Below are 19,463 nucleotides of genomic sequence, written 5' to 3'. Positions count from 1 at the left end.
ATCGTTGTCTGGACCACTCGCGTCCGATTAATTCGTCTGGCATGACCCCTCGAAGAACGTTCACCGCCGGACTCACGGCCGCCGTCATCGGCGGCCTGCTGTCCGCGGTGCCCCAGTCCGCCACCGCGGACCCACACCAGGACCCCGAGCAGCGTGTCATCGTCACGCTGTCCGGGGCCGCCGCCGCGACGGGAAAGGGCCGGCTGCGGTCCGCCGACGCCAGGGAGATCGGCGCCGACCGCGCCTCCCTCGCCGCCCGGCAGAAGACGTTCCTCGGTGACGCGAAGGACGCCGGTCTGCGCACCGGCTCGCCGCGCAGGCTGAACCTGCTGCTCAACGCGGTCGCAGTGACCGTGAAGGCCTCCGAGGTCGCCGAGCTGAAGCAAGTGCCCGGGGTGGCCTCCGTGGTCCCCGACGCCAAGATGCACATCCTCACCGACGACAGTGTGCCGCTGATCAACGCCCCGCAGGTCTGGCAACGCAAGGACCCGGCGGGCAACGGCGCCGACGGCAAGGGCGTCACCGTCGCCATCCTCGACAGCGGCGTCGACTACAGCCACCCGGACCTGGGCAGCGCCCTCGGCAAGGGCCACAAGGTCGTGGGCGGCTACGACTTCGTCAACGACGACACCGACCCGATGGACGACAACGGCCACGGCACCCATGTCGCCGGCATCATCGCAGGCAAGGCCGCCGAGAAGGGCGGCGTCACCGGTGTGGCCCCGGGTGCCAACCTCCTTGCGTACAAGGTCATGGACGATGCGGGCGAGGGATACACCTCCGATATCGTCGCCGGTATCGAGGCCGCGATCGACCCGGCCAATCCGCACCGCGCCGATGTCGTCAACATGAGCCTCGGCGGCTATGGAGACGGCCGCGATCCGCTCGGCCTGGCCGCAACCGCCGCCACCAAGGCCGGAGTTGTCGTGGTCGCCTCGGCCGGCAACGAGGGCCCGGGAAGCGGCACCGTCGGCACCCCGGCCGCCGCCGACGGCGTCATAGCGGTCGGGGCCTCGGTCAGTGGCCTGCGCATACCAGGCGCCACCTACAAGGGCGGCAAGAAGATCCAGACGTACCGCGGCGTGATCTCCGCGAACCCGCCCGCGGCCCCCGTCACGACGGAGGTCGTCGACCTCGGCCAGGGCGCCGCGGAGGACTGGGAGCGGGCCGGAGACGTCAAGGGCAAGGCCGTCCGCATCGACATGCTCGTCGCGGACACCCAGGAGCATCTGTCCGCCTGGGAGATCGAGATGGCCCGCGAGGCGGAGCGCCATGGGGCGCTCGCCATCATCGGAGGGAAGAGCTCGGGCGGCGGTCCGGTGCTCGCCGGACAGCCGGAGGACGCGGGCCGGCCGGACACCGCGGGTCAGCCCCCGGCGAAGGCGGACGGCACCGTGCCGCTCGCCCCGGCCACCTCCGTCAGGGAGTCCGGCGACTCGATGCGCATGGACTCCATGGTCATGCTGGGCGTCGACTCGACCCAGTACGCCGAGCTCGGCCGCCGCCTGGCGGACGGCAAGGTCGAGGTGACGATCAGCGGCACGGACGTCACCGACAAGATCGCCTCCTTCTCCTCGCGCGGCCCCGACCTGAACTGGGACCTCAAGCCGGACCTGGTCGCACCGGGATACGACATCCGCTCCACGATCCCCAAGTCTCTGTACGCGCCCGGCTATTACCGCCTCTCCGGTACGTCGATGGCGGGACCGCACGTCGCGGGCGCCGCGGCGCTGCTGCGCCAGCTCCACCCCGGTGAGACCCCGGCGAAGGTGACCTCCGAACTGGTGGGCAGTACCGAGCAGTTGAAGGACTACGGGGCAACGACCACCGGTTCCGGCAGGCTCGACGTCGCCGCGGCCGCGGACCGGGCGGACGCCGCCATCACCACCACTCCGGCCACGCTCTCGTACGGGCTCGCGGACCTCGCCGAGCACACCGTGGGCGGCAGCAAGAAGCTCACCGTCAACAACTCCGGAACCCGGACCCGCTCCGTCCGCCTGAAGGTGAGCGGCGAGGCCCGGGTCAGCCCGCGCACTCTGCGCATCCCGGCGGGCGGGAGCGCCACCGCGACCGTCACGCTCGGCGCCGACCGCCCCGCGGGCGAGGCCGAGATCAGCGGCACGGTCACGGTCACGCCGGAGGGCGGCGCGGCCCTGCGCGTCCCGTATCTCCTGGTCGTACGGCAGCTGTTCGTGCAGGCGGGTCCCGATCCGAGCGACGGCGGGTCCACCGCGGTCGTGTTCACACCGGCCCCGCTGGCGAAGCCGCCGGTCCTCACCGTGACCCCGCCGCACGGCAGGCCCTACACGGTCGCCACCGGACTCCGCTCGGGGAACGTCTACCAGGCCGAGATCACCGGCCGCGGCATCGGCGCGCATCTCGTCTCGGTGACCGGTCGGACCACCGACGGCAAGACCCTGACGAGCAACCGTGACGGCTTCGAGGTCACCCCCGAGGACAGCCGTGACTCCCGCTGGCAGCCCGTCGGACCCAACTCGCAGAGCGGCGACATCAGCACCGCGCAGAGCGATCCCGGGGCCGCTGTCCTCACCCAGTACAACAAGGCCGGCCCCTGGTCGACCGAGGACAACGGCGCGACCTGGAAGCAGCACACCAGGTTGCCGCTCGGCAATGTGTCGGGCCAGGCCTTCACCGTCATCGACCCGACGAACGCCAAGCGCTGGTGGTACGCCGCGAACAGCGCCTCCGGTATACCCCGCACCGGCTCGATCCTGCGCACGGAGGACGCCGGCCGCAGCTGGAAGACCCTGAACACCCCCGACACCCCCGTCTACGACTTCCTCGCCGACGAGGCGACGAAGACCCTCGTCGCCCGCACCGCCACCGATCTGCTGATCAGCAGGGACGGTGGCGACACCTGGGCGTCCGAGCCCATAGGCCTTCCCGCCGATCACGTCTACGACCTGGCGATCGGCGGTGACAGCCTCTACCTCTCGGCGGGCAAGTCACTCTGGAAGCGCGACGGCCTCTCCACCGGCACGCTCGGCGCAGCCGTCAAGGTCCACGACTCGGTGGACGGCGGCGTCTCCGTCAATGTGGTCGCGGACAGCCAGGTCGTGGCGATCTACGAGATCGGCTCGGGCATCGTCGGTTCCTTCGACGGCGGCAAGACCTGGGCGGCGCTGGACAATCACGGATACGGCGCTTCCGGAATGACCCTCACCGGCGGCGACCTGTACGTCAGCTACGGCGGTGACACCCGGGTCGGCCGCAACCACGGCCGCGAGTGGAGCACCATCGCCGGCGTCAACCGCGCCTCGACCGTCTCCGACTTCGACCGCTGGGCCGACGGCTCGCTGACCGTCTCAGCGGACGCGGCCGGCGTGTACCGGGGCACGGCGGACGGCAAGGACTACCGGCGTCTGGGCGTCCAGGGCGGCACCGTCAACTCCCTGGCGGCGAGCGGCGACCAGCTGCTCGCGGCCGGCTGGCAGGGCACCCACCGCTCCCGGCTCCCCGTCTCCGGGGCCGAGTGGGGCACCACCGGCGGCGAGGGCAGGATAGGCGTCGAGACCCGGCTGCTGCAGACCTCTCCCAAGGACTCACGGATCGTCTGGCGGGTGCAGTACAACGCCTGGGGCGGCTTCCGTCTGGAGCGCAGCGGCGACTCGGGCGTCACCTGGAAGAAGAAGGGCGAGAGCAACGGCACGGTGTTCGCGATGGCCGTGCACCCCGCCGACCCCGACCGCGTGTATGTCTCGTACGGCAACCTGCTGGGCGTGGGCCTGTTCTCCACCGAGGACGGGGGAGCCAACTGGAAGAACCTGCTCAACGACCAGACGTACTTCACCGCGGTCGCGGGTGACCCGAAGAACCCGGACCGGCTGTGGCTCGGCGCCCCCGACGGCCTCTACCGCTCGGACAACGGCGGCGACGACATCACCAAGGTCGCCGACGGCCGCGTGGACACCATCGAGTTCACCGGTTCACGGATGCTGACCGGCGGCGACGCCATCAAGGTGTCGACGGACGGCGGAAAGACCTTCCGCACCGGCGACACCGGCAAACTGCCGCTCCGGGTCAAGGACGTGCTGCAGGTGGGCGGCACGCTGTACGCGGCGACCACCGGCTACTGGGAGACGGCCCTGCCGCGCGGCGGCCGCGGAGTGCTGCGCTCCACGGACGGCGGCCGCACCTGGCAGAACATCTCCACCGGCCTGCAGAACCTCGACGCGACGAGCCTCGCGGCCAACGGCGGCTGGCTGTACGTGGGCACGGTCCGGGGAGGTGTGCACCGCCTGAAGCTCTGATCCTCTCCCGCATACGCGGCGCACGCGACCCTGGGGTGGGGTCGCGTGCGCCGCTTCGTGGTGCTACCGGCGTTCGCCGATATCCGCAACAGGGCCCTTCTGCGGCCCCAGTTGTCGTTTTGGGGGAGCGGGGTCGACGTCGCCGTCCGCGTGCCGAGGCAGTAGGAAGGCGGGAATCAGGCCGAGGAGGGCGAGGAAGGCCAGGGGCAACAGGCTGATGCTCATCGCGGAAGCGGAAGCGGAAGCGGAAGCGGAGGCATGGGCCGAACCGGTCGCGCCCGCTGCGCCCGTCGCGGCGGCTGCGACGGCGATGCCGAGCGACGGGCCGATGTTCATCGCCGTCTGCTTGAGCCCTCCGACGACTCCGGCATACCCCGGCGGCGCATCGCCGACGACTGTCCCCGTGGCGGTGACCATCACCGTGGCGAACCCGGCACCGAGCGCGGCGAAGGCGGCTGTCATGGACGGCCACGGGCTGGTCGGACCGAGCGACGACAGCTGCGCGATGCCCACCACGACGAGAGCCGTGCCCGCTATGGAGGTGTGCCGTGGGCCGTACCGGCGCAGTGCGGCGCCGGCCACGGGCGCGCCAAGGACCATCAGCGCGGTCAGCGGAAGGACGCGCAGACCCGTGGCGAGCGGGGCGAGGCGCAGGGCGTCCTGAAGGAAGAACGTGGCCCTGAACAGTGCGCCGAACAGACCCGCGCTGACGACCAGGAGGAGTGCCATGGCCGCGGTCACAGGGACGGACCGGGCCACGGCATGCGGCACGATCGGGTGAGCGGCGTGGCGCTCGTGCAGGACGAGTACCCCCGACAGGGCCAGGCCGGCGGCGAGTTCGAGCAGCGTCGACCCAGAGGTCCAGCCGCGCCCCGGCACGCCGGCCAGCGTGTGGACGAGCAGCGCGAGTGCCGCCGTGAGCAGGGCCGTGCCGGTGAGGTCCAGTCGTTGTGAACCGGAGCGTTCAGGCATGGGCGTACGGACGGCGAGGGTGAGCGCGGCGATCACCAGCGCGGCCGGCACGTTGACCCAGAACACCGCACGCCATCCGAGATGTTGCACGAGAATCCCGCCGAGGACCGGACCGACCCCGGCGGCCACGGCGATCGCGCTGGTGCGGACGGCGATGGGCGTGCCGAGACGGTCCGGCGGGTACGTGAGCCGCAGCAGGGCGAGTGTCGCGGGCTGCAGGAGCGCGCCGAAGACGCCCTGAGCGGCGCGCAGTGCGATGACCCAGCCGATGGTGGGCGCGAGCGCGATGCCGGCCGACGCGACCCCGAACCCGAGGACGCCCACGAAGAGGAGCCGCGCGTGTCCGTGCCGGTCGCCGAGGCGACCGGCGACGACGAGAAGCGTGGCGACGGCGATCAGGTAGCTGGTGCTCGTCCACTGGACCTGGGCCACACTCGCGTCGAGATCACGCCGGAGGCTGGGCTGCGCCACGAGCAGGATGGTCCCGTCCAGTGCCACGATCATCGCCCCGGACACGGAGGCCAGGAGGGCGAAGGGCCGCCGTGCGGAAGTGCTCACGTCGTCACCGGACCGAGGTGAGCGTCCAGGACTGCCGTGACGAGCTGGTCGCGTTCCTGATCGCCGGGCGGGGGAGTGGCGAGGGCCAGTTGGAGGCTTCCCCAGGTCCACAGCTGGGCGATGCCGTGCAGCCCGGACCACAGGGCGGCGGCGGTCACCGCAGGAGATACGGCCGAACCGCCGGGCGGGCCGGGCCGGTGCACGGCGTCCGGACCCTCCCCGCACCGGCCGACCAACGCGGCCATCCGCTCGAACAGCGGAAGCGTGGAGGTGCGCAACTGAGGCTGGCCGGGGTCCTGTTGCGCGCCGTCGAGCAGGTCGTGGCGGAACATCAGCTCGAACATGCCGCGGCACTCCAGCGCGTACCCGACGTAGGTCTTGGAGAGCCGCTCCAGTTGGGCGCGTGGTGGCGCCTCACGGTCGACGGCGGCCTCGAAACGGGCCGTGAGGTCCTCGAAGCCGCGCCGTGCGATGGCCGAGAGCAGGGCGTGGTGCGTGGCGAAGTACCGGCGCGGGGCCCCGTGCGACACCCCGGCCCGCCGGGCGATCTCCCGCAGCCCCACAGACGCGGAACCTTCGGTGAGGACCAGGTCCACACCGACGTCGATCAGCCGCTCGCGAAGCGAGTTCTCATCACCCATAGACACTGTCTACCACTGTTGCGTAGACAGTGTCTATGGGTGACCGGGAGGGCGGGCGGGTGTCAGTCGTCAACGGGTCTGGGGCACCCGGAATCTGCGGCGGTACTCCGTGGGTGTCGTGTTCAGCCGTCGTCGGAACGCCCGCACCAGGGTGTCCGTCGTGCCGAACCCGCAGGTGGACGCGATGCGTTCGAGCGTGGCGTCGGAGGATTCGAGGTCGTGGCGTGCCTTCTCGACCCGGACGGATTCGATGTAGGCGTGCGGGGTCATGCCCAGTTCGGTCTTGAAGAGCCGGGTGAGGTGCCGGTCGCTGACATGCGCGTACTCGGCCAGGTCCACGACGGTCAGCGGCCGGCTGATGTTGCGCATGATGTGGTGGCGGAGATCCTCGATGCGCCGCGTCGTGGAGAGCTGTTCCAGGGGGACGCTGAACTGGCTCTGCCCGCTCGGCCGTTTCAGGTACATCACGAGCTGCCGGGCGACGCGCAGCGCAATGGCCTCGCCGAGGTCATCGGCGATCAGGGCGAGCGACAGGTCGAGGCAGGCGCTGATGCCGGCTCCGGTCCAGACGTTGCCTTCGCGGATGAAGATCGGATCGGCGTCGACCTTCACCGCCGGGTGGTCCGCGGCCAGTTGGGGTGCGGTCGACCAATGCGTGGTCGCCCGCTTGCCGTCGAGGAGGCCGGCCGCGGCGAGGAGGTGCGCTCCGACGCATACGGACGTGACCCGGTGCGTCCGGTCGGCGAGGGCCTTCACCCAGCCGACCAGCTCGGGGTCGACGAGCGCCCGTACGCGGCGCTCGCTGTCGACCTCCACCGAGCCGGGCACGATAAGGGTGTCGATGCTTCCCTCGACGGCTTCCCGGAAGGTGATGTCCGGGAGGATGCGGACTCCGGCGGAGGTGGTCACCGGGTCCATGCTCTCGGCGGCGAGGACGACGTGATAGCCCGCCGCGTCCTCGGTCTCGCGTCGGGCCAGGGAGAACACTTCCGGTGGCCCGGTGACGTCGAGCAGGTCGACGCCATCGAAGAGGACGATGACGATGAGACGTCTGGCGATGTCCTGCATGAGTCCCCTTGGTTGGCGATTGGCGATTGGCCATTGGTGGTTGGCAGTTGGCGATCAGTGATGCGCGAGCGGCATGTCGGTATCTGCATGTTAGACGTCATTGTTGACACGCCTGCTGGGCCGTAGCGTTCTGGTCGTAGCCCACCGCAACGCTCGGGCTGCCAACCTCACGCGAAGACCGAAGGCGGTACACCCATGTCCAGAACTACGCTGCGCGAACTCAACGGCTTCGACGAAACGCCCGCGAAGCTGGCCGGCTCGACGCTGATCCTGATCGACTTCCAGAACACCTACACCCAGGGCGTGATGGAACTCGACGGGTGGGAGGCCTCGCTCGACGCCGCCGCGCAGCTGCTGGCACGGGCTCGCCATGAGGGCACGAAGGTCGTGCACGTCATCAACGACGGTGGCGAGGGCACCCCGTACGACATCCGGGCCGAGATCGGTCAGATCCACCCCCGTGTCGCGCCGGTCGCGGGTGAGGCCGTCGTCGTCAAGCAGGTCCCGAACGCGTTCGTCGACACCGACCTGGGCACACACGTCCCGGACGGGCAGGACGTCATCATCGCCGGCTGGATGACGCACATGTGTGTGGCGTTCACAGCGCAGGGCGCGTTCCTGCGCGGCAACCGTCCCACGGTCGTCGCCGATGCCACCGCAACCCGCTCGCTGCCGGTGGCCGGTACCGACCTCGACGCCTGCCAGGTGCACTACAGCGCCCTCGCCACCATCGCCGACCTGTACGGCGTCGTCGTACCGACCCAGAAGGAGATCGTCGGATGAAGCCGCTGCGTTCAGCCGCCGCGCTGAGCCTCGCCACCGTTCTCGCGGCCACCGCGACGGCGTGCGGCGGAAGCTCCGAAGCCGCCGCGCGCACCGACCGCAAGCCGTCGCCGGCCGTGGAGAACGCCGGGGGGAACGCCGGGGAGAAGAACGTCGCGAAGGACACCACGACGCTGCGGCAGCTCAACAAGCTGGACGAGACCCCGGCGAAACTCTCCGACGCGACGCTGATCCTCGTCGACTACCAGAACACCTACACCCAGGGTGTGATGGAACTCGACGGGTGGCACTCCGCGGTGAACAAGGCCGAAGCCCTGCTGAAGCGCGCCCGTGCGGCGGGCACGCCCGTCATCCACATCGTCGACAAGGGTTACGACCTGAAGTCGAAGGCGGGTCAGATCATTCCGGCACTCAAGCCGGCGAAGGGCGAGCCCGTCGTCGAGAAGACCGTCCCCAACGGCTTCCACCACACCGATCTCGCCGAAGAGGTCAAGAAGGCCGGGCGCAAGAACGTCATCATCGCCGGATTCATGACCAACATGTGCACCCTGTTCACGACCCAGGGCGCGTTCCTCAACGGCAACAACCCGACCGTGGTGGGCGACGCCTCCGCGACCCGGCCGCTGCCGCTCAAGGGCAACCCGAACGGAATCCCCGCGAAGCAGGTCCACGAGGCCGCACTCGCCACGGTTCAGGACCTCTACGGAGTCGTGGTCCCCAAGCAGAGCTCGCTCAATTGACATGCTCCTCGCCCTGATGGGGCGAGGATTCTGGCCGTCCCTACCGGGTGCTGTGCCGCTTCGCGGCACGGTGCCCGGTAGGGATTCCCTGGCTTCCTGTTTCTGCGCGCTGTGCCAGGACAAGTCCTGGTCTTACCGGCGCTCTGCAGGCCGATACCGCCAGTCCGGCGGCCGTCTTCACATTGCTCGCGGCGTTGACGTCCCGGTCGTGAACCGTGTCGCATGCGGGACAGGTCCACTCGCGCACGTCGAGCGGTTTGGGCCCATCCCGGTGGCCGCAGGTTGAGCAGGTCTGGCTGGTCGGCTCGAACCGGTCGATCCGGACGAAGGTCCGTCCGTACCGTGCCGCCTTGTACTCGAGCATGTTCACGAAGGATGACCAGCCTGCGTCGTGCACCGATTTCGCCAGCCAGCTGCGCGCGAGTCCGTTCACGGCCAGGTCCTCCACTGCGATCGCTTGGTTCTCGCGGATCAGCATCGTGGAGAGCTGGTGGTGGAACTCCCGTCGGGCATCGGCCACTTGGGTGTGGGCGCGGGCGAGTTTCAGCCGGGCCTTGGCCCGGTTCTTCGATCCCTTCTGTTTGCGGGACAGATCCCGCTGGGCCTTCTTGAGCTTTTTCTCCGCGCGGCGCAGGAACCTGGGGGAGTTGATCTTCGTGCCGTCGGACAACACCGCGAAGGAGGCCAGGCCCAGGTCGATGCCGATGCTCTGCCCCGTCTCGGGCATTGCAGCGGCATCGGCGTCCGGATCGGTCCCTATCACGAACGAGGCGAAATACCGGCCCGCACTGTCCTTGATGACGGTGACGCTGGAGGGGGTGGTGGGCAAGGTGCGGGACCAGGCCACCTCCACCGGCCCGATCTTCGGCAGGTTCAGCCGCCCACCGGGGGTGATGGACCAGCGGGCGTTGGCGGTGAAGCGGATGGACTGCCGGGCGTCCTTCCGGGACTTGAACCGGGGCGCGGCGACCTTCGGTCCCTTGCGTTCGCCCTTGAGGGAGGCGAAGAAGTTGCGGTAGGCGGACTCCACATCCTTCAGGGACTGCTGGAGCACGACCGAGGAGACCTCGCCCAGCCAGGACCGCTCCGGGCGCTTCTTCGCCCCGGTCACCAATACCTTGGACAGCAGGGCCGCCGACGGATAGGGGCTGCCGGACTCGTAGGCGTCACGACGGGCGCGCACCGCGTCGTTGAACACGACACGGGCGCACCCGAACGCCCGCGCCAGCGCCCGCTCCTGGCCGGGCTCTGGATACAGGCGAAAGCTGTACCGAAGCTGCATGACCGGTCACTCCACATAATTAGGTTTTGGCCGAGATGTAGAAGATCAGAACTGGTAGACACCGTGTTTTCGTGATGCATGTTCATTTGGATTTCGTGACCAAGTTCCGGCACAAGGTGTTCGACGATGTCCTTCTGCGCCGGATCAAGAAGATCATGCGAGCCGTCTGTACAGACTTCGAGTGCGAGCTGGTGGAGTTCAACGGCGAGGCCGATCACGTCCACCTCCCCGTGAACTTCCCACCCAAAGTCGCCGTGACGAAACTCGTCAACTCCCTCAAGGGCGTCTCCCTGCGGCTGCGCCAGGAATTCGACGACCTGCCCCGGCACTACTGGCGAGCCAACAAGCCCTGGTCGGTGCGCGCCCGCTCCCGCCGGAACCAACACCACCCAGTCCTCCTCCATCGCCTCGCGCGGGACGTATCCCAGGGCCTCCGTCCAGAACGCGGCCGCACGCGGCACATCCGAGACACTCAGCACAACCGATCCGATTCTCAGCGTGCGCAGATTCTGGCGGACTACGGCACACCGCCGGCGTAGGCGACGCGCCGGAGTCACCTCGTGGGGAGCCGGGCGGCACTGCCCCCAGAGGAGAGTGGCACCGCCCGGCGGGGTCGGCCCTGCGCGTCAGAAGACGAACGGACCGGGTGCCTGGGCGGATGTGGCGTTACAGGTCACGGTGATACCCATGACCACGACCTTCAGGGACTTGGCCTCCAGGCTGTCCCCGGCGGCGACGGTCCCGTTCAGCGGCCCGGTGGACACGGGGCTTCCGGCCGGGATCGCCGGGTTGGAGTTGCCGGTGAACGCGGATGACCCGGTGCCGTTGTTGGTGAGTGTGAGTGTCGAGTCGACCGAGCCCGCCGCCGACGTCGATGGGTGCCGGGATGGCCGAGGTGGACACGCTGATCGTCGCGGCCGTGCCGTCCTGGGTGGCCGTGAGGGTCGCCGTGCCCGACCCGTAGATTCCGCAGTCGAACGAGATGGTGGCGGTGTCGGGGGTCACCGCGGTCGCCACGGGCGCGAGGGCGCTCATGGCGACCACGCCGACACCCAGTGCCGAACCGATACCGAGCCTTCTGCCACATGTCCGTGGTCAGAGTGCTCCGACTCGGTCTCCGCCCGCGGCCGTCTCCCTCGCCCTCCGCTCGTCCGCGGTCGACAGCCAGAAGAGGAGCGGGGGAAGGGCGAGTTCGAGGGCGCTGAGCGGCACTTGGAACCAGTGCGGCCAGCCGTGGACGGCGACGGACAGCACGCGCCCGATGCCTCCGAGCAGGAAGATGCCGGCGAGCCAGCGCACTGCTGTGGAGGGGATCGGCGACTGGCGTGCGGCCCAGATCCACGCGAGCCCGTATCCGAAGAAGATCGCGTTGTAGAACCGCTCCCGGCTGTCGACGGTCGCTCCCGTCGAGCCCTCGCCGGGTACGGAGGCGATGCCGAGGACGAGGTGGTAGAGGCCGATCGCCGCGCAGGCGATGCCCATCGCCATCGCGAGCCACTTGAGAAGTCTGGCCATGAGGGAACCGCCTCCGCTCACTAGTAGACCCGTGTCTACTAGCGCGACGCTAGAACTGTTAGTAGACATGTGTCAAGTAAGGTGGGCGCATGACCGCGCGCCGAAGACTCGATCCCGCCGAGCGTCGCAGTGAACTGCTCGATGTCGGAGCGCGACTGTTCGCGGCGAAGCCGTACGACGAGGTGTTCATGGAGGACGTCGCCGAACGGGCGGGCGTCTCACGCGCGTTGCTCTACCGCTACTTCCCGAGCAAGCACGCCCTGTTCGCCGAGGTCTACCGACAGGCCGCGGACCAACTGCTGGCCGCGACCAGGCTCGACCAGTCGGCACCCGTCATGGAGCAGCTCTCGGCAGGGCTCGATGCGCACTTCGACTACTTCGCCGCCAACCGGCACACCGTGCTCGCCGCGAACCGGGTGCTAGCCGGCGACCCGGTCATCCAGGCGATCATCACGGGCGAACTGGCCGAGCTGCGGCGGCGGTTGCTGGAGGCGACGGTGCTCGGCGACGGGCCGACGCACCTCGTGTCGGCCGCGCTCACGAGCTGGCTGGTCTTCGTCCGCGTGCTCTGCGTGGACTGGCTGACCAATGAGTCGCTCACCCGCGCCGAACTGCACGGGATGTGCGTCGGTGCGCTGAAGGGGGCGTTGGGCGCTGTGCTGGATCTCGATGCGCTGACCGGAGTGGAGGGGAGCCGGTGACCTGGCGCGGACCGCGCGGCGTGGTCGGCCGTTGCGTACGATTCGGCGCGTCGAGGTAAGCGGATCCGAGTGGTGAAGTACGCAGGGGAGGCCCCATGGACGCCGGGTACCGGCACGTCGACAGGGGCGCCATGCTGGCCCAATTCGCGGCCCGCATCCTCGTGGTGTGCCCCCGCTGCTCCGGGCGTGCCGTGGTTGTTCCTCGGCCTGGAGGGCCCGAACTCCGTTACTCCGTAGACCTGTTGTTCCTGCCCAGGCGGCTGGCCTGCGCCCGCTGCGGGGCCACTGCCGAGTGGGAGCCGGAGCGGCGCGGCGGTGCCCGTATCGGCGCGACGCTCGGCGGTCCGGCCGAGCCGTTCTTCGGCCGGCCGTTGTGGTTGCAGACGCGCTGCGCGGGCCGGCTGCTGTGGGCGTACGACATCGAGCACGTGGACGCGCTCGCGGCGTACATCGGCGCGCGTCTGAGGGAGCGGGGGAGTCCGTCGTCGTCCCTGGCGATGATCCCGAGGCTGCCCGACTGGATGACCTCGGCCGCCAACCGCAGTGAGGTCGTCGCGGGGCTCGCCGCGCTGCGTGCGCAGGCCGAGCGCTCGGCGCCCGAGGACCGCCCCCACACAGCCGACGGGAGCGCGGCCCGGCCGCAGCAGCGACGCGCGACGTACTAGCCGCGATCGCGACTCGACCCCAACTCCCCATTGGTCCAGACCCATTGACGAAAGGTCTGGACCTCTCTACCGTGCGTCATGCCCACGCCAACCCCACTCGCCCGGCGATCCTGCGGAGGCCCCCCATGTCCCGTCGCAGTCGTACGTCCCGTCTCCTCGGCGCCGCCCTCGCGGCGGCCGCGTCCCTCTCCACCGTCCTCGTCGCGGCGCCCGCCGCCCCCGCCGCCGACACCTGCGCGACCAAACCACGACCCGCCGGCAAGGTCCTCCAGGGATACTGGGAGAACTGGGACGGTGCCTCCAACGGCGTGCACCCGCCCTTCGGCTGGACCCCCATCACAAACCCCGAGATGGCACAGCACGGCTACAACGTCATCAACGCGGCCTTCCCGGTGATCCGCTCCGACGGCACCGCGCTGTGGGAGGACGGCATGGACGCGAACGTGAAGGTCGCGACCCCCGCCGAGATGTGTCAGGCCAAGGCCTCGGGCCAGACAATCCTGATGTCCATCGGCGGCGCGGCGGCGGGCATCGACCTCAACTCGACCGCCGTCGCTGACCACTTCGTCGAGACGATCGTCCCGATCCTGAAGAAGTACAACATCGACGGCATCGACATCGACATCGAGACGGGCCTCATCGGCAGCGGCAACATCAGCCAACTCTCCACGTCCCAGGCCAACTTGATCCGCATCATCGACGGCATCCTCGCCCAGATGCCAGCCGGGTTCGGCCTGACGATGGCTCCCGAGACGGCGTACGTCACCGGCGGCAGCGTCACCTACGGTTCGATCTGGGGCGCTTACCTCCCCGTCATCAAGAAGTACGCCGACAACGGCCGCCTGTGGTGGCTCAACATGCAGTACTACAACGGCAGCATGTACGGCTGCTCCGGCGACTCCTACGAGGCCGGCACCGTCCAGGGCTTCACCGCCCAGACCGACTGCCTGAACAAGGGCCTCGTCGTCCAGGGAACCACGATCAAGGTCCCCTACGACAAGCAGGTCCCCGGCCTGCCCGCCCAGCCCGGCGCGGGCGGAGGCTACATGGCGCCGAGTCTGGTTTCGCAGGCATGGAACACGTACGGCGACGGCCTCAAGGGGCTGATGACCTGGTCGATCAACTGGGACGGGTCGAAGGGGTGGACGTTCGGGGACAACGTGAAGGGCCTGGAGCGGTAGCCGCACCGAGTCGTGGGCATGCCCCCTTCACCCCACTGGGGTGAGAGCCGGCCCGGCCGGTCAGGATTGGAGAAGCGCAGTCCGCCGGGCCGCTACTAACGTGGTGCCATGGACATCACCATTCACACCACCTCGCTCCCGCACGACGACCCGGACGCTTCCCTGGCCTTCTACCGCGACGTCCTCGGTTTCGAGGTCCGCAGTGACGTGGGCCAGGGCAAGATGCGCTGGATCACGGTCGGCCCCGTCGGTCAGCCCGGCACGTCCATCCTCCTCGCGCCGCCGGCCGCGGACCCCAGCATCAGCGAGGACGAGCGCCGCACCATCGCCGAGATGATGGCCAAGGGCACCTACGGCTGGATCCTGCTGGCCACCCGGGACCTGGACGGCACATTCGAGAAGGTGCAGGCAGCCGACGTGGACGTCGTACAGGAGCCGACCGAGCAGCCGTACGGCGTCCGCGACTGCGCCTTCCGTGACCCCGCGGGCAACATGGTCCGCATCCAGGAGCTTCGCTGACCCCTGCCGCGTCAGGTGGCCCCGGGGTCCCCTGGCGCGCGCGGATACCCATGAAGGTAGGTGTCGTATGTGCCATCCCGCCTGGGGGCGCGCGCTCGCCCAGGATCAGCGGCTGAAGGACCTGGTGCGACTGCGCCGTGTCCGTGACCGGATCGACCGGGCGTCCGCGCAGCCGCTGAACGTGGAGGCGCTCGCCCGCGGCGTGAACTGGCCGGCCGGGCATCTCAGCCGGCAGTTCCGGCTCGCGTACGGCCAGTCGCCGTACGGCTTTTTGATGGCGCGTCGTGTCGAGCGGGCGAAGGCGTTGCTGCGCGGTGGCGACCTCACGGTCACCGAGGTCGGCTTCCTGGTCGGTTACGCGTCGCAAGGTGTCTTCCTTGCGCGCTTCACCGAGCTGGCCGGCATGACGCCCGGCGCATACCGGTGCGAGGTGGCGGCAGCCGCGACGAGGACGCCGCCGATACCGGTCAGGAATGGAGAAGCATTCCTCACCGAGCCACAACTAGCGTGATGTCCATGACCTCCATCGAGTCCATCACCCTCGAGGTGGCCGACCCCACGGCCGCCCAGCGCTTCTACACCGCCGCCTTCGGCCTGGACACTCAGGTCGGACTCAGCGCCTCGCAGGCGCCGACGACCGGCTTCCGCGGTTTCTCGCTGTCGCTCACGGTGTCCCAGCCGGCCGACGTCAAGGCACTCATCGACGCCGCGCTCGACGCCGGCGCCACACCGCTCAAGCCCGTCACGAAGTCCCTGTGGGGATACGGCGGCGTCGTCCAGGCACCGGACGGGACGATCTGGAAGATCGCCACGTCCGCGCGGAAGGACAAGGGCCCGGCGACCCGGCAGATCGACAGCATCGTGCTCCTGCTGGGCGTGGCGGACGTGGCCGCGAGCAGGCAGTTCTACGTCGACCGCGGTCTCACCGTGGCGAAGAGCTTCGGCCGCAAGTACGTCGAGTTCGAAACGCCTTCGAGCCCGGTCAAGCTGGCTCTCTACGGGCGCCGCGCGCTGGCCAAGGATGTCGGCGTCCCCGTCGACGGCAGTGGATCGCACCGCCTCGTACTCGGCGGCGACGCCGGGACCTTCACCGACCCGGACGACTTCGCCTGGCAGGCCACCACGGTCGCCTCCGCGGCCTGACCCGAAGCCACTCCCGTCCCGCTCGCCCTGACTACGTGTTGCCCGAGAGGAACCTGTCATGACGAACACGCAGAGGACCACGAAGAGCGCCAAGGGCACCACCGGCAGCGACGCGACCGACAAGACGTACGACGGGTTCACCGAGGAGGAGCGAGGTGCGATGAAGGAGCGCGCCAAGGAACTCAAGGCAACCTCTCGACGCGGATCGCGCACGGCCAAGGCGGACGGCGACAGCGAGGTACGCGCCAAGATCGCCGAGATGCCGGAAGCGGACCGTGCCATCGGGGTTTGATTCCCATCGTGGTGACATACACGCGCTGCTACGGTGCCCGTGTGAAGCTCGTCGTGCAGGTTCGCCTCATGCCGACGCCTGAGGTGGCGTCGGCGCTTGAGCGCACCCTGTGCGCGGTGAACGATGCGGCGAACTGGCTGTCGGGCCAGGCGTATGAGCGGGGGGAGACCTCCCGTAAGGCGTTGCACGGATTCGCTTACCGCGACCTGAAAGACCGGGGCTTGTCGGCTCAGCCCTCACTGCATGTGCTGCGGAAGGTCGCCGATGCCTACACGACCCTGCGCGCCAACATCCGCAACGGGAACCTCGGAAAGCCCGGAAGCAAGCGGCGCACCAAGGTCGAGTCGAAGCCGATCGTCTTCCGTCCCAACGCGGCACAGCCGTATGACGACCGGTGTCTCAGTTGGCGGGTGGACGAGCAGACCGTCAGTATCTGGACCACTGCCGGACGTATCCGGGGCGTGCGGTTCGCCTGCTCTGAACCGGCTCGCAAGTTGCTGGCCGAGCACCGCAAGGGCGAGTCTGATCTTGTCCACCGTGACGGTATGTGGTTCCTCATTGCCACGTGCGAGGTACCCGAGGCTGAGCAGTACGAGCCGACCCATTTCCTTGGCGTGGACCTCGGCATCGCCAACATCGCCACCACCTCGGACGGGAAGGTCCACGCCGGGCGCGAGCTGAATCGCTACCGCAAGCGTCAGCTCGCCCTGCGGGCGAAGCTTCAGAAGAAGGGCACCCAGTCAGCCAAGCGGGTCCTTAAGCGGCAGCGCCGCAAGGAACAGCGTAAGGCGACCGGGGCCAACCACATCATCTCGAAAAGCATCGTGACCGAGGCTGAACGCACCGGGCGCGGAATCGGCATGGAAGACCTTGCCGGTATCCGCACCCGGGTACGGCTGAGAAAGCCCCAACGGGTTGCGCTGCACTCCTGGGCCTTCGCCCAACTCGGACAGTTCGTGGAGTACAAGGCCCGCAGGGCCGGTGTCCTCGTACTGTTCGTTGACCCCGCCTACACCTCCCGCATGTGCGCGGAGTGCGGATACACAGACAAGCTGAACCGTGTCTCTCAGGGACGGTTCGCGTGCCGGTCGTGCGGATTCGTTGATCACGCAGACCGCAATGCCTCCCGCAACATCGGCGCTCGTGCGTGGAAGTTGTGGCGAAGCGGGGCGGAGTCACACGCCCCTGCACCCGTCTAGGGTGCTGGACGGAGGAGAACACCCAGCAGCCAGTTGGGCTCTACCTCCAAGCCTGGCCTTCAGGGCCGGGCAGTTGACGAGCAGGTATGCCACGCTCGGCTTCAGCGACCTGGCGAAGCTCGACGACGGCACGATGTGGCCGTCCGCGTACGCCCTGACCGAGTTGAACGCCGACGACGAGGCGCGGATCGGCGAGCTCATCAAGCGGGCGGCCGGCTGAGACCGACCGGTCTCAAGGGCGGTCCCGCCCGATCTCCTTCAGCTGAGTATCCATCAATCACAGTATCCCTGACCGGGAGTTGATGCCTGAGTGGTCGCTCCTGTCGTCGTCGAGAGCATCTAGGGTGAGGGGCGAGATCGTGATCGGCGGATGCTAGGAGAGGGACCCGTGACACGCGACGCACGCCCGGGCGGCCAGGACAGCAGAATCGACACCAGCAGGCCGCACACCGCGCGGATCTGGAACTACTGGCTGGGCGGCAAGGACAACTACCCCGTCGACGAGGCAGCGGGTGACCAGATCCGGCAGCTCCACCCGGGCATCGTGGACTACGCCCTGGCCGACCGGGCGTTCCTCGGGCGCGCGGTGCGCCATCTGGCCGGCGAGGTGGGGATACGCCAGTTCCTGGACATCGGCACCGGCCTGCCCACGGTCGACAACACCCATGAGGTCGCCCAGCGGACAGCCCCGGACTCGAAGATCGTCTATGTCGACAACGACCCTCTCGTCCTGCGTCATGCCCAGGCCCTGCTCACCAGCGCGCCGGAGGGCAGAACCGACTATCTCGACGCGGACCTGCGCAATGTCGAGCAGATCCTGGAGTCCGCCGCCAAGACCCTGGACTTCACCCGGCCTGTGGCACTGATGCTGCTCGGCGTCGTCATCTTCGTAGGCGACGACGAGGACCCGTACGGCATCGTCCGGCGCCTGCTCGACGCCCTGCCCTCGGGCAGTCATCTCGTCCTGTCCCACACCATCACCAGCCCGGCCATGCCGGACGTGGACGCGGCCGTGGCGTTCTGGAACGAGCACGGCACACCGAAGCTGAACCAGCGCACGCCGGAGCAGGTCGCCCGATTCTTCGACGGCCTGGAACTGCTGGACCCCGGAGTGGTCTCCTGCTCACGCTGGCGTCCGGAGGGCGCCACCGCCGCGCAGCCTGATGAAGTGGCGATGTTCGGTGGGGTCGGGCGGAAGAGGTAGGGGGAAATACGGTGCTGCTGATCCCGAGCCCTTCGGATGTGTCAGGTGTCGTCTTCATCGACATAGACGGCACGCTCGTGCCGGCTCCGGGCTCGGCCGTCTACGTCGCCCGCTACTTGGGGACCGAGGCGGCCATGGCCGAAGCCGAGGCCGACTATGCGGCCGGAAGGTTGACCAATCCTCAGGTTGCGGCTGCCGACGCGAAAACCTGGTCCGGCTGCACGGAGCGGGAGATCGACGACTGGCTGGCCGGCGTTCCACTCGTGGACGGCATCGAGGAGACCGTCGCGTGGTGCCGAGGGCAAGGGCTCATCCCTGTTCTGGCCACTCTCGCCTGGCAGTCCATAGGCAAACACCTCTGTCACCGATTCGGGTTCGACGCGTACTGTGGACCCGAGTTGGAGACGGCGGAAGGACGATTCACAGGCCGCGTCCTGGCAGAGCTGGACGAGTACGGCAAGCGTGACTTCGCCGTCCGCTACGCCGGGTCGCTCGGCGTTTCGCCTCAGGACTGCGCCGCCATCGGTGACAGCCGCTCGGACCTGCCGCTCTTCAGGGAAGCGGGGCTGAGTATCGCGTTCAACGCCGACCAGCAGGCACGTGAAACAGCCGGAGTCTGTGTGGACGGTGAGGACATCCGAGCCGTGATCCCCCTGCTGGAGGACTGGCTCAAGGTGCGTGGAGGCAACCCCTCGTCGTAGTCACTGGCACTGGCCGGCCGAGCCGTGG

At 68.9% G+C, this 19,463-nt stretch carries 19 protein-coding genes and 3 pseudogenes; 15 read left to right on the top strand and 7 right to left on the bottom strand.

What is annotated here, in order from left to right; all coding sequences use genetic code 11:
• Nucleotides 1–41 precede the first annotated feature (41 nt).
• Entirely contained in the window at nucleotides 42–4,271 is a 4,230-nt protein-coding gene (locus ACWFR4_RS31850) for a S8 family serine peptidase (RefSeq protein WP_453655628.1), read from the top strand.
• A gap of 63 nt (nucleotides 4,272–4,334) precedes the next feature.
• On the opposite strand, the gene ACWFR4_RS31845 is transcribed toward ACWFR4_RS31850, so the two are convergent.
• The 3 genes from ACWFR4_RS31845 to ACWFR4_RS31835 form a co-directional block, all read right to left on the bottom strand.
• Nucleotides 4,335–5,801 carry an MFS transporter gene (locus ACWFR4_RS31845; RefSeq protein WP_453655627.1) on the bottom strand — a complete coding sequence of 489 codons (1,467 nt, stop codon included), beginning with the start codon at nucleotides 5,799–5,801 and terminating at the stop codon, nucleotides 4,335–4,337.
• Complete coding sequence (locus ACWFR4_RS31840; protein ID WP_453655626.1) at nucleotides 5,798–6,442, bottom strand: TetR/AcrR family transcriptional regulator; 645 nt, start codon at nucleotides 6,440–6,442, stop codon at nucleotides 5,798–5,800. Before ACWFR4_RS31840 ends, ACWFR4_RS31845 begins: the two co-directional genes overlap by 4 nt.
• 69 nt (nucleotides 6,443–6,511) lie before the next feature.
• On the bottom strand, nucleotides 6,512–7,510 hold the full coding sequence (locus tag ACWFR4_RS31835; RefSeq protein WP_453655625.1) for a GlxA family transcriptional regulator: 999 nt from the start codon (nucleotides 7,508–7,510) through the stop codon (nucleotides 6,512–6,514).
• Between the two features lie 195 nt (nucleotides 7,511–7,705).
• On the opposite strand from ACWFR4_RS31835, the gene ACWFR4_RS31830 reads away from it, so the two are divergent.
• Together ACWFR4_RS31830 and ACWFR4_RS31825 are read left to right on the top strand one after the other, a co-directional pair.
• Entirely contained in the window at nucleotides 7,706–8,293 is a 588-nt protein-coding gene (locus ACWFR4_RS31830) for an isochorismatase family protein (protein ID WP_453655624.1), read from the top strand.
• Nucleotides 8,290–9,033 (top strand): cysteine hydrolase family protein, encoded by a 744-nt coding sequence (locus ACWFR4_RS31825; RefSeq protein WP_453655623.1) that lies wholly within the window; start codon nucleotides 8,290–8,292, stop codon nucleotides 9,031–9,033. The genes ACWFR4_RS31830 and ACWFR4_RS31825 overlap by 4 nt, the downstream gene beginning before the upstream one ends.
• Before the next feature lie 40 nt (nucleotides 9,034–9,073).
• Here the strand turns inward: ACWFR4_RS31825 and ACWFR4_RS31820 are convergent, their stop codons facing one another.
• Complete coding sequence (locus tag ACWFR4_RS31820) at nucleotides 9,074–10,315, bottom strand: RNA-guided endonuclease InsQ/TnpB family protein (protein ID WP_453655622.1); 1,242 nt, start codon at nucleotides 10,313–10,315, stop codon at nucleotides 9,074–9,076.
• 74 nt (nucleotides 10,316–10,389) lie between these two features.
• Here ACWFR4_RS31820 and tnpA point away from each other — a divergent pair.
• A pseudogene (gene tnpA / locus ACWFR4_RS31815) lies at nucleotides 10,390–10,653 on the top strand (IS200/IS605 family transposase); the annotation flags it as partial.
• Here the strand turns inward: tnpA and ACWFR4_RS31810 are convergent.
• The 3 genes and pseudogenes from ACWFR4_RS31810 to ACWFR4_RS31800 form a co-directional block, all read right to left on the bottom strand.
• Nucleotides 10,645–10,794 (bottom strand): annotated as a pseudogene (locus tag ACWFR4_RS31810) (VOC family protein); the annotation flags it as partial. The pseudogenes tnpA and ACWFR4_RS31810 sit on opposite strands and share 9 nt — an antisense overlap.
• A 147-nt stretch (nucleotides 10,795–10,941) precedes the next feature.
• Nucleotides 10,942–11,350 (bottom strand): annotated as a pseudogene (locus ACWFR4_RS31805) (hypothetical protein).
• A 60-nt stretch (nucleotides 11,351–11,410) separates the two neighbouring features.
• A complete protein-coding gene (locus tag ACWFR4_RS31800; protein ID WP_453468656.1) occupies nucleotides 11,411–11,830 on the bottom strand; it encodes a DUF4345 domain-containing protein in 420 nt (139 codons plus the stop codon).
• 89 nt (nucleotides 11,831–11,919) lie between these two features.
• Here ACWFR4_RS31800 and ACWFR4_RS31795 point away from each other — a divergent pair, with 89 nt between their 5' ends.
• The 11 genes from ACWFR4_RS31795 (at nucleotide 11,920) to ACWFR4_RS31745 (ending at nucleotide 19,435) form a co-directional block, all read left to right on the top strand.
• On the top strand, nucleotides 11,920–12,531 hold the full coding sequence (locus tag ACWFR4_RS31795) for a TetR/AcrR family transcriptional regulator (RefSeq protein WP_453468655.1): 612 nt from the start codon (nucleotides 11,920–11,922) through the stop codon (nucleotides 12,529–12,531).
• Between the two features lie 95 nt (nucleotides 12,532–12,626).
• Nucleotides 12,627–13,196, top strand: coding sequence for a hypothetical protein (locus tag ACWFR4_RS31790; RefSeq protein WP_453655621.1), 570 nt, complete (start codon nucleotides 12,627–12,629; stop codon nucleotides 13,194–13,196).
• Between the two features lie 125 nt (nucleotides 13,197–13,321).
• On the top strand, nucleotides 13,322–14,377 hold the full coding sequence (locus tag ACWFR4_RS31785) for a chitinase (RefSeq protein WP_453655620.1): 1,056 nt from the start codon (nucleotides 13,322–13,324) through the stop codon (nucleotides 14,375–14,377).
• Nucleotides 14,378–14,485: 108 nt separating this feature from the next.
• A complete protein-coding gene (locus tag ACWFR4_RS31780; protein WP_266571662.1) occupies nucleotides 14,486–14,896 on the top strand; it encodes a VOC family protein in 411 nt (136 codons plus the stop codon).
• A 67-nt stretch (nucleotides 14,897–14,963) separates the two neighbouring features.
• On the top strand, nucleotides 14,964–15,407 hold the full coding sequence (locus ACWFR4_RS31775; RefSeq protein WP_453655619.1) for a helix-turn-helix transcriptional regulator: 444 nt from the start codon (nucleotides 14,964–14,966) through the stop codon (nucleotides 15,405–15,407).
• A 5-nt stretch (nucleotides 15,408–15,412) separates the two neighbouring features.
• Nucleotides 15,413–16,039: a glyoxalase gene (locus ACWFR4_RS31770; protein ID WP_453655618.1), complete on the top strand. Its 627-nt coding sequence runs from the start codon at nucleotides 15,413–15,415 to the stop codon at nucleotides 16,037–16,039.
• A 58-nt stretch (nucleotides 16,040–16,097) separates the two neighbouring features.
• Entirely contained in the window at nucleotides 16,098–16,331 is a 234-nt protein-coding gene (locus ACWFR4_RS31765) for a hypothetical protein (RefSeq protein ID WP_453655617.1), read from the top strand.
• Nucleotides 16,332–16,372: 41 nt separating this feature from the next.
• The gene (locus ACWFR4_RS31760) at nucleotides 16,373–17,530 is read left to right on the top strand and encodes an RNA-guided endonuclease InsQ/TnpB family protein (RefSeq protein WP_453655616.1); all 1,158 of its coding nucleotides are present in this window, start codon (nucleotides 16,373–16,375) and stop codon (nucleotides 17,528–17,530) included.
• 73 nt (nucleotides 17,531–17,603) lie between these two features.
• Nucleotides 17,604–17,750, top strand: coding sequence for a hypothetical protein (locus tag ACWFR4_RS31755; protein ID WP_453468709.1), 147 nt, complete (start codon nucleotides 17,604–17,606; stop codon nucleotides 17,748–17,750).
• Nucleotides 17,751–17,900: 150 nt separating this feature from the next.
• Nucleotides 17,901–18,734 carry an SAM-dependent methyltransferase gene (locus ACWFR4_RS31750; protein WP_453655615.1) on the top strand — a complete coding sequence of 278 codons (834 nt, stop codon included), beginning with the start codon at nucleotides 17,901–17,903 and terminating at the stop codon, nucleotides 18,732–18,734.
• Nucleotides 18,735–18,745: 11 nt separating this feature from the next.
• Nucleotides 18,746–19,435: an HAD family hydrolase gene (locus tag ACWFR4_RS31745; RefSeq protein WP_453655614.1), complete on the top strand. Its 690-nt coding sequence runs from the start codon at nucleotides 18,746–18,748 to the stop codon at nucleotides 19,433–19,435.
• Nucleotides 19,436–19,463 lie beyond the last annotated feature (28 nt).

It is taken from the genome of Streptomyces sp. NPDC055140 (assembly GCF_053607285.1).
This window is presented reverse-complemented; position numbering and strand designations above follow the sequence as displayed.

What these genes read in the sequence shown, in the direction of transcription:
- ACWFR4_RS31825 (WP_453655623.1), top strand. Translation starts at nt 8,290, where the DNA reads ATGAAGCCGCTGCGTTCAGCCGCCGCGCTGAGCCTCGCCACCGTTCTC.
- ACWFR4_RS31780 (WP_266571662.1), top strand. Translation starts at nt 14,486, where the DNA reads ATGGACATCACCATTCACACCACCTCGCTCCCGCACGACGACCCGGAC.
- ACWFR4_RS31820 (WP_453655622.1), bottom strand. Translation starts at nt 10,315, where the DNA reads ATGCAGCTTCGGTACAGCTTTCGCCTGTATCCAGAGCCCGGCCAGGAG.
- ACWFR4_RS31830 (WP_453655624.1), top strand. Translation starts at nt 7,706, where the DNA reads ATGTCCAGAACTACGCTGCGCGAACTCAACGGCTTCGACGAAACGCCC.
- ACWFR4_RS31790 (WP_453655621.1), top strand. Translation starts at nt 12,627, where the DNA reads ATGGACGCCGGGTACCGGCACGTCGACAGGGGCGCCATGCTGGCCCAA.
- ACWFR4_RS31795 (WP_453468655.1), top strand. Translation starts at nt 11,920, where the DNA reads ATGACCGCGCGCCGAAGACTCGATCCCGCCGAGCGTCGCAGTGAACTG.
- ACWFR4_RS31850 (WP_453655628.1), top strand. Translation starts at nt 42, where the DNA reads ATGACCCCTCGAAGAACGTTCACCGCCGGACTCACGGCCGCCGTCATC.
- ACWFR4_RS31835 (WP_453655625.1), bottom strand. Translation starts at nt 7,510, where the DNA reads ATGCAGGACATCGCCAGACGTCTCATCGTCATCGTCCTCTTCGATGGC.
- ACWFR4_RS31770 (WP_453655618.1), top strand. Translation starts at nt 15,413, where the DNA reads ATGACCTCCATCGAGTCCATCACCCTCGAGGTGGCCGACCCCACGGCC.
- ACWFR4_RS31765 (WP_453655617.1), top strand. Translation starts at nt 16,098, where the DNA reads ATGACGAACACGCAGAGGACCACGAAGAGCGCCAAGGGCACCACCGGC.
- ACWFR4_RS31775 (WP_453655619.1), top strand. Translation starts at nt 14,964, where the DNA reads ATGTGCCATCCCGCCTGGGGGCGCGCGCTCGCCCAGGATCAGCGGCTG.
- ACWFR4_RS31840 (WP_453655626.1), bottom strand. Translation starts at nt 6,442, where the DNA reads ATGGGTGATGAGAACTCGCTTCGCGAGCGGCTGATCGACGTCGGTGTG.
- ACWFR4_RS31750 (WP_453655615.1), top strand. Translation starts at nt 17,901, where the DNA reads ATGCTAGGAGAGGGACCCGTGACACGCGACGCACGCCCGGGCGGCCAG.
- ACWFR4_RS31800 (WP_453468656.1), bottom strand. Translation starts at nt 11,830, where the DNA reads ATGGCCAGACTTCTCAAGTGGCTCGCGATGGCGATGGGCATCGCCTGC.
- ACWFR4_RS31785 (WP_453655620.1), top strand. Translation starts at nt 13,322, where the DNA reads ATGTCCCGTCGCAGTCGTACGTCCCGTCTCCTCGGCGCCGCCCTCGCG.